Raw genomic sequence first — 16,560 nt, 5'->3', positions numbered from 1 at the left:
CCCAAAGACATCGCTCGCTTCATCCACGCTTACAATCACACGCCTCGAAAATGCCTGGACTTCCACACTCCCGCTGAGGTCTTCTCAAAACTGTTGCACTTCAAACGAGAATCCACACCCTCGCTGCGCTCGGGATGACATCACCTTTGCGGCAACGCCTCGATGACATCCCGGGCGCAGCCGGGGACCTTTGTGTTCTTCCGGCAGGCTCGACGCCTTAACACTTGGAGCCTCCCTCATCCGCGGCAATAATCGCCGTGGAAGGTGACGATGACGCGTTTTCTGACTGTCGGGGCGGCGCAGATGGCCCCCATCCAGCGCAGCCATAGCCGCCGCGACGTGGTCGAGCGGCTGATCGCCCATCTGCGCGAGGCCAAGCGCATGGGCTGCGAGCTGGTGGTGTTTCCCGAGCTGACCCTGACCACGTTCTTTCCGCGCTGGTGGATGACCGACCAGGCGGAGATCGATTCGTTCTTCGAGCGCGAGATGCCGTCGAACGAGACGGCACCTTTGTTCAACGAGGCCAAACGGCTGGCGATGGGCTTCTGCCTTGGCTACGCCGAGCTCGTCAACGAGAACGGCACGGTGCGCCGCTTCAACACCTCGATCCTGGTCGAGCGCGACGGCATGATCGTCGGCAAGTACCGCAAGGTCCATCTGCCGGGCCACGCCGAGCACGAGCCCGAGCGGCCGTTCCAGCATCTCGAGAAGCGCTACTTCGAGGTCGGCAACCTCGGCTTCCCGGTGTGGCGCGCCTTCGGCGGCAACATGGGCATGTGCATCTGCAACGACCGGCGCTGGCCCGAGACCTATCGCGTGATGGGCCTGCAGAATGTCGAGATGGTGCTGCTGGGCTACAACACACCTTTGCACAATGCGCCGTCGCCCGACCACGACGAGCACTCATGGTTCCACAATCAGCTTTCCATGCAGGCCGGCGCCTACCAGAACGGCACCTGGGTGGTCGGCGTCGCCAAGGGCGGCGCCGAGGAGGGCGTACCTTCGCTGGCCGACAGCATGATCGTGGCGCCTTCGGGCAAGGTGGTGGCGCGCGCCGCCGGCGACGGCGACGAGCTGATCGTGCATCGCTGCGACCTCGACGCCGGCCGCAGCTACAAGCGCACGACCTTCAACTTCGCGGTCCATCGCCAGCCCGATCAGTATCGCCTGATCGTCGAGCGCAAGGGTGCCGTCGACCCGCCATGAGAGAGCCGTCATGAGGCGCCGGCATGAGGGCGTTGCTCTGAGTGGCCGCCAGATGCGAGTCCATGTGCGCTGCGGCAACGACATCGAGGAGAAGCTGCGCCAAGCGGGCATCGAAGGTGACTATCTGGCGTTCACCGATCCGATTTGGCTCGGGCCGACGCCGCCCTTCGGTTCCCGGCTGTCCGGCCGCGCCCGGCTGGTCGCCGATCGTTCGGGCCTGCCGTTCGACGTGGTGCGCCGCGAGATGGGCGAAGCCTATTGGCGGCTCGGCCGCCTGACGACCCGCTACAACCACATCGTCCTGTGGTTCGAGCACGATCTCTACGACCAGGCGTGTCTGGTCCGTGTGCTGGCCAAGCTCGCGGCGCGCCCGACACTGCCCAGGGTCGAGCTCGTTTGCATCGATCGCTTCCCCGGCATCGCGCGCTTCATCGGCCTGGGCCAGCTTTCACCCAAGCAGCTCGCCAGCCTGTGGCCGCAGCGCAAGCCGGTCGGCCGTCGCCAGCTCGCGCTCGGCGCGCGCGCCTGGACGGCGCTGCAGGCCGCCTCGCCGCAGCCGATCGAGGCGCTGCGGACCGCCGGCCTCAACGCCCTGCCGTTTCTCGCCGCGGCACTCGGGCGGCATCTGCAGGAGCTGCCGTGGACGACGGACGGGTTGGCCCTCACCGAGCGCCTGATCCTGGCCAGCCTGGCGAACGGCCCGTGCACTGCGGCGGCACTGTTCGTCGATGCCCAGGCGCGCGATCCGCTGCCCTACATGGGCGACCTCTTTTTCTGGTCGATCGTGCGCGATCTGCTCGCCGCACCACGGCCGCCGATCGCGATCGACGGTCCGACACGCCGGCTCGCCTGGCCGCGCCGCGTGATTCGTCTGACGGCGCTTGGCCGGGCGCTGCTCGAGGGCCGTCGCGACTGGCAGGACGAGGGGCCGGTGGTGCGCTGCGTCGGCAGCATCCCGGTCGGCGCCGGCGCGCACCCCTGGCGCTGGGATCCCGGCACCGGGCACACGACGACAGGACACTGAGGCGCTCTGATGGAATTCCTGGCCGACAACTCGCTGGGCACGGTGGTGCTCGTCGTCCTGTTCTCCGCCCTGGTGATGGCCTACGCCTTCGAGCTCGTGAACGGTTTCCACGACACCGCCAATGCCGTCGTGACTCAGCTGAACTTGCCGAAACTCTGGTCGGGCGTGCCGCGGAACAGCGACATGTGGGTGTGGGTGGCGACGAACGGATCGCCGACGGCCTTGCGGCTCAAGGTCACCGTGGTGCGGCCGGGCCGGTCGAAGCGCTCGCCGTTGGCATGGAAACCGTCCGACTGCCACACGCCCATGCCCGCCGCCATCATGCGGTCGGGCGAGACGATGGCCTCGATCTTGTCGAGGTCGTAGCGGAAGTTGCGGATCGTGCCCCACACGTTGCGCCACTGGTTCTGTTCGGCGCGCTCGCGCCCGGTCATGAAGTCGGTGAAGGTGCCGAAGGCGATCATGTCCTCGGCGAACAGCGGGCGCGCGCCGGTGTAATCGACCGCCCGGCAATGGCTTGCGAGCTTGTCGAACCAGGCGCGCACGGCGGCGAGGTCCTCGGGATGCACGGGGTTCAGCAGGTTCATCGCGGCACTCCTATAATCCATAGCGTTGCCAATGCAGCCGCTCTTCGAGCGCGGCCAGGGTCGCCGGGCCGATCGCCTCGATGCCGGCGCCGAGGCCGAAGCGCGACAGCAGCCGGCGGCGCGGGCCGATCACCGGCAGATGCACCTTGGCGCCGTAGCGCGCCTGCAGGGTGCTGCGCAGCTCGCCGAGCCCGTCGACCAGGCCGTAGTCGAGGCCGCGCCGGCCGGTCCAGAACTCGCCGGTGAAGAGCGTCGTCTCGGGGCCTTTGAGCTTGCCGGCGCGGCGCTCGCGCACCCAGTCCTTGAAGCCGTCATGGATCTCGGACTGCAGGCTCTTCAGCCGCTCGACGTCCTCGGCCTTCTCGGGCCGGAACGGATCGAGCATCGACTTGCTCTCGCCCGAGGTGTAGACGCGCCGCTCGACGCCGATACGGGCGATCAGGTCCTGGAAGCCGAAGCCGGCGCTGATCACGCCGATGGAGCCGACGATCGAGCTCGGATCGACGATGATCTCGTCGGCGGCGCAGGCCAGCCAGTAGCCGCCGGACGCGGCGACGTCCTCGACGAAGGCGATCACCTTCAGGCCCTTCTCGTCGGCCAGCAGGCGAATTCGCTGGCCGATCAGCGCCGACTGCACCGGCGAGCCGCCGGGGGAGTTGATCGACAACGCCACCGCCTTGGCGCCGCGCGTATCGAATGCCCGCTTGAGCAGCGGAGCGACCGTCTCGATCGACAGCGCACGCCCTCCCAGCAATCCGCCGGAGGCGATGACCCCCGAGAGGCGGACGACGGGCACGACCGGACCACGCCGAAAGCGATTCCTCACCCAACCGAACATGCCGGCACTCATGCTGTGCAAAAGGTCAGAAGGCAAGCGGGGCGGCATGGCGCAGGATCGCCTCCGCCTCCTCCGTGTACCCGCCCGACGGCCCATGCAGGACCAGCGGTGGCGCGGCGCGGTGCAGGAGCTCGACGTGACGGCGCGCCCGCACCAGCACCCGGGCCGCCGGGGGCAGGCGCTTCACCGTGATGTCGCCCCAGCCGAGTCCGGCCAGGTGGCCGACGATCTCGGCCTCGCGATCGGCGCGGTGGACCATGACCAGGCTGCCGTCAGGGCGCACTGCGTTGCAGGCCACGGCGAGCCAGCGCGCGAGGCCGGCGCTCGATTCGACGGTTGCCAGCGCCTTGCTGCGATCGGGCGAGGGGTCGGCGACGCCGGGCGGGAGATAAGGCGGGTTGGTCGCCACCACGTCGAAGGATCCGAGCCCCGAGGGCAGATCCCATGCCAGGTCATGGACGATCGTCCGCACGCGCTGGCCGAGGCCGTTCAGCGCTGCGTTGCGCTCCGCCAGCTCGACCAGTGCGGCCTGCAGCTCGATGCCCAGCACGCTGCAGCCGGCCATACGGGCAGCGAGGCACAAGCCGACCGCCCCGACGCCGGCTCCGAGATCGAGCACGCGGGCAGCCGGCGCAGCCTCGACGGCGGCGGCCAGCAGTACGGCGTCGACAGCCACCCGGTACCCGCGTCGTGGCTGCAACAATCTAACGCGACCACCGAGCAGCCGATCCTCGGTTGCGGTCAGGTCAAGGTCCATGCCGTGATCATGTCACGACATCGTGTCGCAACAAGCGAACGGTCTGAGGCACTATCCTGCGGAAATGGCTACCGTCGTCTCCCTCGAAGGCAAGCGCAAGGCGCCGACCCTCGATCCGCTGCTCGCTCTGTGCGCCGACAGCATGGTGCAGGTCGATCGCGAGATCCGGGTGCGCATGCGCTCGCCGGTGTCGCTGATCCCCGAGCTTGCCACCCATCTCGTCGGCGCCGGCGGCAAGCGGCTCCGGCCGCTGCTGACGGTATCGGCAGCCCGGCTGTGCGGCCACCCCTCGACCGACGAGCGCGCCATCAAGCTCGCGACCTGCGTCGAGTTCATCCATTCCGCCACCCTGCTGCACGACGACGTGGTCGATGTCAGTGCATTGCGCCGCGGCAAGCCGACCGCCAACTCGGTATGGGGTGACAAGGCCTCGGTGCTGGTCGGCGATTTCCTGTTCACGCGCGCTTTCGAGCTGATGGTCGAGGTCGGCTCGCTCGACATCCTGGGCGTGCTGTCGCGTGCCTCCTCGACGATCGCCGAGGGCGAGGTGCTGCAGCTCACCAGCCAGCGCGACATCAGCACGCCCGAGGCGACCTATCTCGAGGTCATCAAGGCCAAGACGGCCAAGCTGTTCGCCGCTGCTGCCGAGGTCGGCGCCATGGTCGCCGGCCGCAACGGGCCGGAGCGCGTGGCGCTCGAGAGCTTCGGCATGAATCTCGGCATCGCCTTCCAGCTGGTCGACGACGCGCTCGACTATTCCGGTCGTGAAGCGCAGCTCGGCAAGACGGTCGGCGACGATTTTCGCGAAGGCAAGATCACCCTGCCGGTGATCCTGGCCTTCCTGCGCGGCCGCGCCTCGGAGCGCGAGTTCTGGAAGCGCACCATCGAGACGCTCGACCAGCAGGCCGGCGATCTCGAGCGGGCGCAGGCCCTGATCGACCGCCACGGCGCACTGGCCGACACCTTCGAGCGCGCCCGCCATTACGGCGCCATGGCGCGCGACGCGCTCGGCCTGTTCCCCGACTCGGCCCTCAAGGCCGCTCTGCTCGAGGCCGTCGACTTCGCCATCGACCGCGCGCATTAGTCCTTCTCCTCCCCAGCTTCGCTTAGCGAAGCTGGGGAGGTGTCGCGTCATACGCGACGGAGGGGTCATGAGCATCGTGACTGTGGCCCATGACCCCTCCGTCGCCGTAAGACGGCGACACCTCCCCAACGAAGTTGGGGAGGAGTAAGAAGGCGGCATGGCCGCCACGCACATCCTCGCCATCGACCAGGGCACCACCAGCACGCGGGCGATCGTCTTCGACGCAAGCGGGCGGCCGGTCGCGTCGGCGCAGAAGGAGCTGCCGCAGATCTTCCCGCAGCCCGGCTGGGTGGAGCATGATGCCGAGGAGATCTGGCGGGCCACCGTCGAGGTCTGCCGCGGCGCGCTCGATCGTGCCAAGCTCGCGGCGACGGCGCTGGCCGGCATCGGCATCACCAACCAGCGCGAGACCACCGTGGTATGGGATCGCAGCACCGGCAAGCCGATCCACAACGCTATCGTCTGGCAGGACCGCCGCACCGCCGAGCACTGCGCGGCGCTGAAGCGGGCCGGTCACGAGGGCGAGGTCGGTCGTCGCACCGGTCTGCTGCTCGATCCGTATTTCTCCGGTACCAAGATCGCGTGGATCCTCGATCATGTCGCCGGGGCACGCGCCGCAGCGGCCAGAGGCGCGCTCGCCGCGGGCACCATCGAATGCTTCCTGCTGTGGCGACTGAGCGGCGGCAAGGTCCATGCGAGCGACGCCACCAACGCCAGCCGCACCCTGCTGTTCAACATCCACGATGGAACCTGGGACGATGCCCTGCTGCGCCTGCTCGACGTGCCGGCGAGCCTGCTGCCGACCGTCGTCGATTGCTCCGGCGCGCTTGGCGTCGCCACGCCGGACCTCCTCGGCGCAGCCGTCCCGGTGCTCGGCATGGCGGGCGACCAGCAGGCCGCCACGGTCGGCCAGGCCTGCATCAGGCCGGGCATGATCAAGGTGACTTACGGCACCGGCTGCTTCGCCCTGCTCAATACCGGCTCGATCGCCATGCGCTCGCACAATCGGCTGCTCACCACCATCGCCTACCAGCTCGCCGGCCGGCGCACCTACGCGCTCGAGGGCAGCATCTTCGTCGCCGGCGCGGCCGTGCAATGGCTGCGCGACGGCCTCGGTCTGATCGAGAAGTCGGCCGACGTCGAGGCGCTCGCGGCGCGTGCCCGGCCTGGCCATGGAGTCTATCTCGTGCCCGCCTTCGTCGGCTTGGGCGCGCCCCACTGGGATGCCGACGCGCGCGGCGCGCTGCTCGGGCTGACCCGCGACAGCGGGCCGGCCGAGATCGCCGCCGCCACGCTCGATTCGGTGTGCTACCAGACGCGCGACCTGGTCGAGGCGATGCGCGGCGACGGCGCCCAGCTCGACGAATTGCGGGTCGACGGCGGCATGGTGGTCAACGATGCGCTGATGCAGCGCCTGGCCGATACGGTCGGCCTGCCGGTCGAGCGCCCGACCGTCACCGAGACGACGGCGCTGGGTGCTGCCTTCCTGGCCGGGCTGCAGGCCGGCCTGTGGCCGTCGCTCGACGCCCTGGCCCAGCGCTGGACGCTCGACCGGGCGTTCCGGCCGGCCGAGGATGCCGCTTCGCGTGATCGCCGTTGCGCCGGCTGGCAACAGGCCGTACAGCGTGTGCGCAGTTCGTGACAGTGTCGACCGTCGACTTTCTGCCCTCCCAATCCCTCCAATTTGAAAGTGATCCTGGCGGTATCGCAGGCCGTGTCGGCAGTCGGGTCCGGCAACGCAAATTGGCAACCCGGAGCCATTGCGCAACCGCCACGACGCAGCGTCGCGCTGAAGTGTCTTCAATGTGAAACCATTCGAGCAGACAGCATTCACGGGAAATCGCATCATGACTGCCGGCGAAGCTTCGCCATCAACAGCGGCCAGTTCTGCGGGAAAGATCGCCCCGCGCGCTGCAGGGGAGGTCGAGGTGGCCATCGAAGCGCCTGCACTTGCGCCGCCAGGCAGCAGCTGGGGACGGTTGGTCGCGTTCCTGCGCAACATACCCGGCCAGATGCGCCTGGCGCTCGGCATCGCCGGCGTGCGCTGGGCGGCGCTCGCGGGCGTGATCGGTCTGTTGAGCTGTGCAGCCGCCTTTGTCGATATAGGCTTGTCGCTGCGGCACAGCGATGTCGGCTTCCAGAAGGCCAGCGTGGTGCGCGTCTTCCCGATCGAGGATGCCTCGCGCGAGCTCGCCCGGTCTGTCCTCCTGAGCTTCAGCGCGCCCGATGCGCCGGGCCGCGCCGCCCGCATCTCCGATGCCTGGCGCGCCTTCGACAGCGTGCTGGGCGAGGGCTGCGCCGCGCTCGCCGCGGGCCGCATCGACAACGGCGAGCTCGGCCGCCTGTGCAGCCTGCATCCCAGCTTGCGTCAAACCTACGCCGCCATCGACGCGGCCCTCGCGGCCGGCCAGCCGCTGCCGCCGTCGGCGGTCGGCGAGATCGTGCGAATGCGCATGATCGTCGACGAAATCCAGGAGCGGGCGCTGCACAGCGTCGACACGCAATTCGAACGGCTGATCCAGGACTACGAATCACGCCTGCTGACCCTGTTGGTGAGCACGCTGGGCTTCGTCAGTGCCGGCATCGTGCTGATCCTGCTGGTCGGCCACATGGCGCTGAAATTCCACGCCCAGTGGCGCGAAGCCACCGCGGCCCGGGCGAAGTCGGAGGATACGTTGCAGCTCCTCCAGGAAACCATCGAATCGCTGCCCGCCGGCATCGTCGTCTACGGTGCCGACGACAAGCTGATGCTGTTCAACTCGACGGCGGCCTCGATCAGCCCGGTGCTCGACCAGCCCGATGCCATCGGCAAGACCTACGAGGAGCTGGCGCGCGACAGCGGCCGGATGATGGCGGAGCGGGGCGAGGCCGTCAGCGCGGACAACGGCCCCGAGGCCTGGATTGCGCGTTTCAACCGCAAGGGCTCGCTGCTGCGCCGCGCCGTCGGCGAGCGCTGGTTCGAATGGTCGGAGCGGCGCACCGCGGGCGGCCGCACCGTCGGCCTGCGCGCCGACGTGACCGCGCTCAAGACCCACGAGCTCGAGGCGGAGCGCCTGCGCATCGAGTTCGAGACGCTGGTCGCCTCGCTGTCGGACATGGTGTTCAAGTTCGAGCTGCTGTCGGGCAAGCTCACCTTTGCCAGCGCGTCCGCGCGCGACCTTTTCGGCTGGCCGCCGGAGCACCTGCTCGTCGGCCGCGCCATCGATCTGGTGGTGCCGGAGGACCACGAGGCGCTGATCGAGCTGACGCGCGAGATGCTGCGCGCCGGCGAGAACACGGTGCACCAGGTGCGCTTCCGCATCCGCACCGCGGACGGCAGCATCAAGCACGTCGAATCGCGTTTCCGGCGGATGCCCGGTGCTGTGCCGACGGTGGTGGGCGCGCTGCGCGACGTTGAGATGCAGACCCAGCTTGCCGAGCGGCTCGAGGCCGAGCGTGCCCGCCTGCGCTCGATCGTCGAATCGAGCGGCGCCCTGGTCGTCGTGACCGACCGCGAGCTCGGCATCGTCCTCGCCAACTCGGGCTTCGCCGAGCTGATCGGCGTGCCGGTCGACCAGGCGGTCGGCCGCAAGCTGCCCGAGGTCCTGCGCCTGCCGCGCGACAATCCGGCGATGAAGCAGTGGCTCGACAGCACGTTCGTCGGCCGCAACCTGCCGGCGACGCAGTTCGCCACCCGCCACAAGGATCCGGCCGGCGTCCGCCGTACCCTCGGCATCACCGTCAAGCCGGCTGTCGACAAGGACGGCCGGGTGAGCCAGTTTGTCTTCGTCGGCGTCGACGACACGGTGCGCCGCGATGCCGAGCAGGCGCTGTTCGTTGCCGAGCGGCTGGCCGTGATCGGCGAGATGTCGGCGGCGATTGCCCACGAGGTCGCCCAACCGCTGCAGGTCATCAACCTCGCCTGCCACTCCGCGCTGGATGAGCTCGAGGGGATCGACGGCAAGGCGCCCGACCTCGCCTTCGTGCGCACCCGGCTCGACCGCATCGGCGAGCAGGTCGAGCGCGGCACCAAGATCGTCGGCGACCTGCGCAACTTCGTGCACGGCCTGACCGACGCCGCCGCCGAGCCGTTCGACCCGGCCGAATCGGTACGCTTCGCCGCCGGCCTCACCGAGCACGCCCTGCGCGAGTCCGACGTCAAGCTGTCGCTCGCGCTCGACGGGCCGCTGCCCAAGGTGTTGGGCCAGGCCCGCAAGCTCGAGCAGGTGTTCGTCAACCTGATCAACAATGCGCGCGACTCGGGCGGCACGGAGGTCGAGGTCCAGGCCGTGGTCGAGCGGCAGGCCGACGGCCGCGACTTTGTCCGCCTCTCGGTGCTCGACAACGGCCCAGGCATCAGCCCGGCGGTGCTGAATCGCCTGTTCGAGGCCTTCGTCACGACCAAGGAGCGCGGCAAGGGCACCGGTCTCGGCCTGCGCGTCTGCCGGCGCATCGTCGACGAGATGGGCGGTACCATCAGCGGCGCCAACCGCCCCGAGGGCGGCGCCCGCTTCGACGTCTTTCTCCCGACCATGGTCGCCGCCGCGGCGGCGTGACAAATCCCTCCTCAGCTCTGCTGGTGCTCTGCTGGGGAGGTGCCGGCGTAATCGCCGACGGAGAGCACCCCTTCCGGACCGCGGTCCGGAAGACTACTGGTGCTGGCTGCTGCGCGAGTAGGTGTCGAAGAAATTCTCGACCGCCTGGCGGCCGGCCTCGGTGAGGCGAACGATGGTGCGGCGCTTGTCCTCGGGGTCCTCGGTGCGCTCAATCAGGCCGTGGGCCTGCAGGGCGCCCAGGCGGCGCCACGCGGTCGTCGTGGTGGCGCCGGAGGCGGCGGCCAGGCTGGTCACGGTGGCGTTCTGGCCGGAGAGCAGGCAGTCGTAGAGGTCGAGCAGCATCTCCCAGCACGGGTCCGAGAACAGTTCGGACGGGAAGTATCGGCTCCTGATCCGACGGACGGCGCGCAGGCTCTGCAGCGACGCCTTGTTGCGTTGGACGGGTGTGGCGGATACCACGGTGGTCGCGGGATCGCCTGACGATTGGGCGCGCAACGCGCGTACCAGCAGCGCCGACTTCACCGAGCGCACGAGAGCATCCGGCTCGACCGGCTTGACCAGCAGGTCGCGCGCCTCGAGCTGGATCGCCCGCACAGCATCGTTGAACGCGGGATTGCCGCTCACGAAGATGATCTCCGGCCGGGTGCCGTTGCTGAGCTTCTGCAGGTGCTCTGCGAATTGCAGCCCGTCGAGCTCGGGCATGCGCAGGTCGGTCAGGACGATGGCGATTTCACGGGGGGCTGCCACCATGCGGAGCGCCTGCCAGCCGTCCGGAGCATGGGCACAGCGCAGCCCGGCACGACTGAGGCAGTCGACGAACTCATTGGCCACAGCCGTATCGTCCTCGACGACGAGGACGTCGAGCGGTTCGGTGCCCGAAGGAATTGCGGTCGTCAATCTAGAGCCTCTACGCGGCTTGCCGTTGCTGCGCCGACACCTTCGGCAGGCCTTTCATATTCGCTCGTGACGTCCGGCGATGTCGAACTGCAATAACGCATTGCTGCGACGATGTCGCGAAGCAACTTCGATGGGGTACACTGCAATCTTTTCAAGTTGGAACAGATCGAGCGTGACTCGCCGCCGGGCGCTGCCCTATGTCGGCCGCGAATGGCGAACAATCTGCGTCCCGCCAACAACGGTTCCGACGTGTTGATCGTCGAGGACGACCCGATGCAGCGCGACGAGATGGGCAGCTTCCTGGCGCGCGCCGGTCTCGTCGTGATCGTGGCGCGTGATGGCGAGACGGCGGTGCGCCATGCTGCGGCGAGCCCGCCCAAGGTGGCGGTGATCGACTACAATCTGCCCGACATGACCGGCGTCGAGGTGGCGCGCCGGTTGCGCAGCATCCTGCCCAATCTTGCGATCATGATGGTGTCGGCCAAGGTCGGTGGGCTGGAAGAAGAGATTCTGCGCCAGATCGGTATCACCGCCTTCCTCAACAAGCCGCTGCCTCTGCGCCCTTGGCGCCAAGCCGTGCTGCGCCTGGTCCAGAACGGCGGCCGCTCGACCGGCCAGGGCTGGCTCGCCTCCGGTCTCGGCAGTCCCCGCCCCGAAGCCTGAGGCGGCCGCGGCGGCGCCTTCGCGCGACCAGGAGGCCCAGGTGGGCAAGGTCTACGCGTCGTACGCCGCCGGCGGCCGATTCCGGCGCACCGCTTTCACGATGAAGTGGTCGAGCGATACCGGACCGGGGCCGGCGATGCCCAGCCAAGCGAACATCACGAAGTACGAGACTTCCTCCAAGCCGAGCAGGGTCTGCAGTGAATCGACGTCGGCCCACTTCGCCGCGGCGATGGCCACCAGCATGATGATCATCATCGGCACCGAGACGATTCGGGTCAGCAGGCCCAGCAGGAGCATCACGCCGCCGACGAGCTCCATGCCCGAGGCGAAGGGCGTCAGGATCTCGGGCGCCGGGATTCCCCATTCCCGAAAGTTCTCGATCATGCGTGGCAGGAAGTGCAGCTTTTGCCAACCGGTCCACAGGAACACCCAGCCGACGACGATGCGGGCGGCGAGCGGCGCCGCCCAGCCCAGGGAACCAGCCACCACGCGCGGCCAATCGTACAGGATCGTGATCAACCCGTTCATTCGGACATCCTGCGTGCTCGGGGCGGGCTCGCGGTGCGGGCGAGCGGCATCGACGTCCATCGAGACCTGTGCCATCGGACGAATTCTCCCCTCTCACCGTTGAAACTGGGGACGAGGCCGACATGGGCGCCGGTGTCGGGCCGGGCGCCCACGTCGTCGTTCCAGGCGAAGCTCTACATCACCTTGCCACCCTTGGCGGCGCATTCGCCGGCGTTGGCTGCTTCGGTGAAGCCCTGACCCTTGCAGGCATTCTGGCCCTTGCAGGCGTTGCTGGTGCTCTTGCAGGCGCTTTGGCCCTTGCAGGCATTGCTGCCGGTGCACTTGACGCCGGCGGCGAAGGCGGCGGTGGCGAAGGTGCTGGCGGCAAAGATCGAGGCGGCCGTGGCGATCGCTGTACGCTTGTTCATGGAGGTCCTCCTGGAATGACGAGCCGGTTGCTCGCATTCAACCATTCGCGGCATCTCGTCCGGTCGTTACGCGGATGCCGGATATTTTTTCGGCTCCGCGGCATCCATCCATTTGCCCGCAGCCGGCGCGCGTTTTTACTGGCCTTTGTCGGCGGCCCATGGGGAAGATCGATAAAGTGGCGTGTAACGTTCCCGCGGGCGCACACGAATATGTGAAAGAACAGTTTCATTGGCTGACCAGAACGATCTTTCCGGGCTGATGCGACTGGCCAGGCAGGGGAACGAGGACGCCTACAGGCAGCTTCTCGGCTTGGTTTCAGTCTGGCTGCGCTCCGTCGTGCGGCGCGGGCTGGTCGCGGCGGGACGCAGTGCGGCGGATTGCGAGGATGTCGTGCAGGAGACCTTGCTGGCGATGCATCTGAAGCGCGACACCTGGGACGAGGCGCAGCCGATCGAGCCATGGCTGCGCGCGATTGCCCGCCACAAGCTGGTCGACCATCTGCGCCGGCGCGGCTACCGCGACCATGTCAGCATCGATGAGCAAGTCGAGTGCCTGGCGGCGACGACCGACCCCGATGCCGACGCGCGGGCCGATTCGCGGCGACTGCTGGAGAGCCTGCCGGACCGCCAGCGCCGGATCGTCGAGGAGATTTCGATCGAAGGCCACCGGGCGGCCGAGGTGGCGGTGCGCTTCGGCATGAGCGAGGGCGCGGTTCGCGTCACGCTGCATCGTGCTCTCAGGGCATTGGCCGCCGTCTATCGCAAGGGGCCGTCATGAAGACCGCGAACCTGATCGAGGCGCTGGTCGCCGATCGCGCGACCTCCGGCAAGCGGGTGGCCAAGTGGATGACCCTGGGATTGGCCAGCGCGCTCGTCACGGGCGCGATGGCCTCGCTTGCGCTGTTCCTGGTTGCGCTGGGCGTGCGCGCCGACATCGCCGAAGCGCTCGGAACCTGGCGGTTCGAGCTCAAGGTGGCCATGGTCCTGCTTGCGCTCGGATTGGCGTTCAGCCTCTGCGTGGCGTGGTCGCGCCCGGTGACGTCCGGCCGCGCGGCCTGGCGCCTGCTGCCGCTGGCCGCCCTGGCCGTCGCGGCGGTCGCGATCGAGCTCGCCGCGCTTCCCGGCGCGGCCTGGGTCGCACGGCTGGTCGGCAGCAATGCCGTGGTCTGCCTGGCGGCGATTCCCGCCTTGGCGATCGCGCCGCTCGCAGCGGTGCTGTGGATCCTGCGCGCGGGCGCCCCCGCATCGCCCGCGCTCGCCGGCGCCGCCGCCGGCCTGCTTGCCGCGACCGCCGGCGCGACGCTCTACGCCTTCCACTGCTTCGACGATTCGCCGCTGTTCGTCGTCACTTGGTACGCCTTGGCTGCGGTGCCCGTCATCGCGCTCGGCGCCATCGTCGGACGCCGGCTGTTGCGCTGGTGAGTGCCGTCTGCGCGGCGGAGGCTGCGGGATGGAGAAAGGAAAAGTCCCCTCGCTGCGCTCGGGATGACATCGGGCGGGTTGTTGCAAAGGTATTGCACTTCCTTTGAGACCGGGGGCCTTTCCTCTACCGGGACGACCGAAGGACTCCCATCGCGAGCCCTCTCATCCCACATGCGTGGCCGCATCGAGCTCGAAGGCGAGCCCTTGCCAGGCGGGATCTTCGGCGTCGCGCTTCGTGCGGTTTTCTTTCGCGATCCTTCGGAAGAGTTCCAGCGCCGCGCGGTCATCCAGGCCGGCGGTGTCGCGGCCGAGGTGTTCATGCAGCAGCTCGCAGCGCAACGCGCGGACCGTGTCGGGCTCCGCAAAGGAGACGTTCATCTCGCCGTTGCCGAACAGCGAGTAGCGATGGAGATTGCACGAGCCGACGGTGGCCCATGCGTCGTCGATCAGCATGAGCTTGTCATGGACATAGACCGGTTTGCGACGACGGTCGGCGCCCAGGCCGGCAAGGCCGGCCAGCATGAAGTTTGCGAAGGCGCCGAGGCGCGCGCGGGAGTCGAGGACGGCGCGTCGCTCCGGCGACACGGGCAAGGTGACGTCCGGCTCCGCGGGCATCAGCAGGACCACGTCGACGCCGCGCTCGAGCGCTCGATGCAGGCAATCGACGATGTCGGGCACGTCGAGATACTGGTTCTCGATGTAGATCGAGCGCCGCGCAGCGTCGATGGCGGCGCGATACTGGTCGAAGACCGATCGCTCACCCCGCGCGACATCGAAGGCATGTCCTCCAGGCGCCGCCGTGCCGTCGCAGTAGCGTCCGGCGTGGATCGTGCGCTGAACCTGCACCGTGGCGCCGCCGCACGGGGCGGGAATCCGGGTCGGGAACGGCAGGTCGGTCTCGCTGCCTGCGCCCCAGCGTCCATCCGGCGCCAGCCGCTCGCTCGCTTCGTTCCAGCGCTGCACGAAGTTGTGGTGAACGTCGACCGTCGAGGGACCCGCCAGCTCGACGTAGACGTCGTGATTGTGTCCTTCGCCGTGGTGACCGGGCGCGACCATGGAATGGGGATTGAGATTGATCCCGCCGACGAAGGCGGTCTCGCCGTCGGCGCCGGCATCGATCAGCCAGCTCTTCTGGTGCTGGCAGAATCCGGGATGCGCCCGATCCCAGCGGATCTTTACCGCGGACCGGCGCGCCTCGAGCAGGCCAACATGCGCCGCCGATCCCCAGAAGGCGTTGCGCCTATGCCGTTCGGTCTCGGCATCCGGGCGCCAGAAGACGAGGCGCACGTCGACGCCGCGCGCGGCGGCGCGATCGAGCACGTCGAGGGTGCTTCCCCGGCCGTCCGGCATCTCGAAGGCCGCCCACATGAACGTCACCGTCACCTGGACGCTCTCGCGGGCCATCTCGATCGCCTGGCAGATGCGCCGGAAGGCCGGTTCGCCGTCGATCAGCGGCCGCACCCGGTTGCCGGCCCGAACCGGATAGGACGACGACGCCACGAAGGGAATCGCTGGACTCGTCATCGACGCACCGCGATCATCCCGTCGGTCCGCGCCCGCACCGCCGGGGAGGCGAGGCACGAGGCGAGTGCCTCGTAGCCGGGGGCACCCGGATACGGCGCCACGCGCATCGGCACGCCGTGATTGGCGGGACAGAACAGGATCGCCTCGTCGGCGCTGACGGACTCGAGATCCAGGATGGCGGTGGAGCGCGTGAGCAGGAACAGGGGCCGTGCGTCCGGTCCACGGCGGCGAAGCAGGGCGATCAGCGCTTCCTGAGTGGGCGCGTCGAGACCTTGCTCGACCATGTCGACGACCAGCATTTGCGGTCCCTGCGCTTCGAGTTGGATCAGCAGGACGACCAGCGCGTCCGACTCCGCGCCGCCATCTTCGATGACCCAGGCGAGCGCGCGCTTGACCCGCGATTCGAGGTCCGGGTCTGAGGCGAGCCGCGCCCGCGCGGCTTCGCCGTGTTCCGTCGATCGCTCCACGCCCACGAAGACGGCGTTTGGCAGTCCTTCGGCGAGGCGCCTGGCGAGCCTGGTCTTGCCGCTGCCCAGGGGGCCGGTGATGTAGGTCAGGGCCCGGATGTCGCCGAGCTCGAACCGCTCGCCATCCCACGGCCAGGGCAGATCGAAGGCGACGCCGATCCGGGAGGATGGGCGGATCAGCTGCCCCAGGTCGCGGCGCGTCGGCGGCTCGCCGCGTGCCAGCGAGTCCCGAAGCTCGCGAACCTTCGCCGAGGCCGCGACGAGTTGGCGGATGCGCTCGTCCAGCATCGCCTGATGGTTGGTGAGGGCGGAGTCGAGCGCGCTCAGGTCGCCCGTCAGCACCCGCGCCACCTCGGCCAGGCTGAACCCGAGCGCGCGCAGGGCGACGATCTCGGACGCCCGCTCCATCTCGGCAGAGCCATAGGCCCGCCATCCGGCCGCGCTGCGCACGGGCATGATCAGCCCACGCTGCTCGTAGAGCCGCAGCGCCTTGGCAGAGATTCCGAGCCGCCGCGCGGCCTCGGAAGGATTCAGGAATTCACCGGAGACGCCCACGACATGCCCCGCCCTTGCCGACGGCACCCTTATGCGACCGGCCCCAAGGGCCGGGTCAACAGGCTT

16 protein-coding genes are annotated in these 16,560 nt (G+C 68.7%); 8 read left to right on the top strand and 8 right to left on the bottom strand.

Annotation, left to right across the window (positions count from 1 at the left end):
• Positions 1–270: 270 nt before the first annotated feature.
• Both ACILR9_RS04985 and ACILR9_RS04980 read left to right on the top strand, forming a co-directional pair.
• The gene (locus ACILR9_RS04985; protein WP_395708791.1) at positions 271–1,206 is read left to right on the top strand and encodes an N-carbamoyl-D-amino-acid hydrolase; all 936 of its coding nucleotides are present in this window, start codon (positions 271–273) and stop codon (positions 1,204–1,206) included.
• 10 nt (positions 1,207–1,216) lie between these two features.
• A complete protein-coding gene (locus ACILR9_RS04980; protein ID WP_395708790.1) occupies positions 1,217–2,230 on the top strand; it encodes a hypothetical protein in 1,014 nt (337 codons plus the stop codon).
• Positions 2,231–2,364: 134 nt separating this feature from the next.
• Here the strand turns inward: ACILR9_RS04980 and ACILR9_RS04975 are convergent, their stop codons facing one another.
• From ACILR9_RS04975 to ACILR9_RS04965, 3 genes are read right to left on the bottom strand one after another with little or no spacing between them, the layout of a single operon-like run.
• A complete protein-coding gene (locus ACILR9_RS04975) occupies positions 2,365–2,817 on the bottom strand; it encodes a YybH family protein (protein WP_395708789.1) in 453 nt (150 codons plus the stop codon).
• Positions 2,818–2,827: 10 nt separating this feature from the next.
• The gene (locus ACILR9_RS04970; RefSeq protein ID WP_395708788.1) at positions 2,828–3,655 is read right to left on the bottom strand and encodes a S49 family peptidase; all 828 of its coding nucleotides are present in this window, start codon (positions 3,653–3,655) and stop codon (positions 2,828–2,830) included.
• A 25-nt stretch (positions 3,656–3,680) separates the two neighbouring features.
• A complete protein-coding gene (locus ACILR9_RS04965; protein WP_395708787.1) occupies positions 3,681–4,412 on the bottom strand; it encodes a tRNA1(Val) (adenine(37)-N6)-methyltransferase in 732 nt (243 codons plus the stop codon).
• A gap of 64 nt (positions 4,413–4,476) precedes the next feature.
• Between ACILR9_RS04965 and ACILR9_RS04960 the strand changes: the two genes are divergently transcribed.
• The 3 genes from ACILR9_RS04960 (at position 4,477) to ACILR9_RS04950 (ending at position 10,031) form a co-directional block, all read left to right on the top strand.
• Positions 4,477–5,496 (top strand): polyprenyl synthetase family protein, encoded by a 1,020-nt coding sequence (locus tag ACILR9_RS04960; protein WP_395708786.1) that lies wholly within the window; start codon positions 4,477–4,479, stop codon positions 5,494–5,496.
• Positions 5,497–5,653: 157 nt separating this feature from the next.
• A complete protein-coding gene (gene glpK, locus ACILR9_RS04955) occupies positions 5,654–7,138 on the top strand; it encodes a glycerol kinase GlpK (protein WP_395708785.1) in 1,485 nt (494 codons plus the stop codon).
• A 286-nt stretch (positions 7,139–7,424) separates the two neighbouring features.
• Entirely contained in the window at positions 7,425–10,031 is a 2,607-nt protein-coding gene (locus ACILR9_RS04950) for a PAS domain S-box protein (RefSeq protein WP_395708784.1), read from the top strand.
• A 93-nt stretch (positions 10,032–10,124) separates the two neighbouring features.
• Here ACILR9_RS04950 and ACILR9_RS04945 read toward each other — a convergent pair whose 3' ends face one another.
• Positions 10,125–10,928, bottom strand: a complete 804-nt coding sequence (locus tag ACILR9_RS04945; RefSeq protein ID WP_395708783.1) for a response regulator — start codon at positions 10,926–10,928, stop codon at positions 10,125–10,127.
• Positions 10,929–11,138: 210 nt separating this feature from the next.
• Between ACILR9_RS04945 and ACILR9_RS04940 the strand changes: the two genes are divergently transcribed.
• Positions 11,139–11,591, top strand: coding sequence for a response regulator (locus ACILR9_RS04940; RefSeq protein WP_395708782.1), 453 nt, complete (start codon positions 11,139–11,141; stop codon positions 11,589–11,591).
• Positions 11,592–11,642: 51 nt separating this feature from the next.
• Here ACILR9_RS04940 and ACILR9_RS04935 read toward each other — a convergent pair whose 3' ends face one another.
• On the bottom strand, positions 11,643–12,119 hold the full coding sequence (locus tag ACILR9_RS04935) for a DoxX family protein (RefSeq protein ID WP_395708781.1): 477 nt from the start codon (positions 12,117–12,119) through the stop codon (positions 11,643–11,645).
• Between the two features lie 173 nt (positions 12,120–12,292).
• Positions 12,293–12,526 (bottom strand): hypothetical protein, encoded by a 234-nt coding sequence (locus tag ACILR9_RS04930; RefSeq protein ID WP_395708780.1) that lies wholly within the window; start codon positions 12,524–12,526, stop codon positions 12,293–12,295.
• Positions 12,527–12,755: 229 nt separating this feature from the next.
• On the opposite strand from ACILR9_RS04930, the gene ACILR9_RS04925 reads away from it, so the two are divergent.
• Entirely contained in the window at positions 12,756–13,304 is a 549-nt protein-coding gene (locus ACILR9_RS04925; protein WP_395708779.1) for a sigma-70 family RNA polymerase sigma factor, read from the top strand.
• Entirely contained in the window at positions 13,301–13,948 is a 648-nt protein-coding gene (locus ACILR9_RS04920; protein WP_395708778.1) for an NrsF family protein, read from the top strand. The genes ACILR9_RS04925 and ACILR9_RS04920 overlap by 4 nt, the downstream gene beginning before the upstream one ends.
• Before the next feature lie 162 nt (positions 13,949–14,110).
• On the opposite strand, the gene ACILR9_RS04915 is transcribed toward ACILR9_RS04920, so the two are convergent.
• Entirely contained in the window at positions 14,111–15,472 is a 1,362-nt protein-coding gene (locus ACILR9_RS04915; protein WP_395708777.1) for a phosphatidylserine/phosphatidylglycerophosphate/cardiolipin synthase family protein, read from the bottom strand.
• On the bottom strand, positions 15,469–16,494 hold the full coding sequence (locus ACILR9_RS04910; protein WP_395708776.1) for a MerR family transcriptional regulator: 1,026 nt from the start codon (positions 16,492–16,494) through the stop codon (positions 15,469–15,471). Before ACILR9_RS04910 ends, ACILR9_RS04915 begins: the two co-directional genes overlap by 4 nt.
• Between the last annotated feature and the right edge of the window lie 66 nt (positions 16,495–16,560).

It is taken from the genome of Reyranella sp. (assembly GCF_044224635.1).
Taxonomy (GTDB): Bacteria; Pseudomonadota; Alphaproteobacteria; order Reyranellales; family Reyranellaceae; genus Reyranella.
The sequence above is the reverse complement of the archived record's forward strand: the minus strand, read 5'-3'. Positions and strand labels throughout refer to the sequence as shown.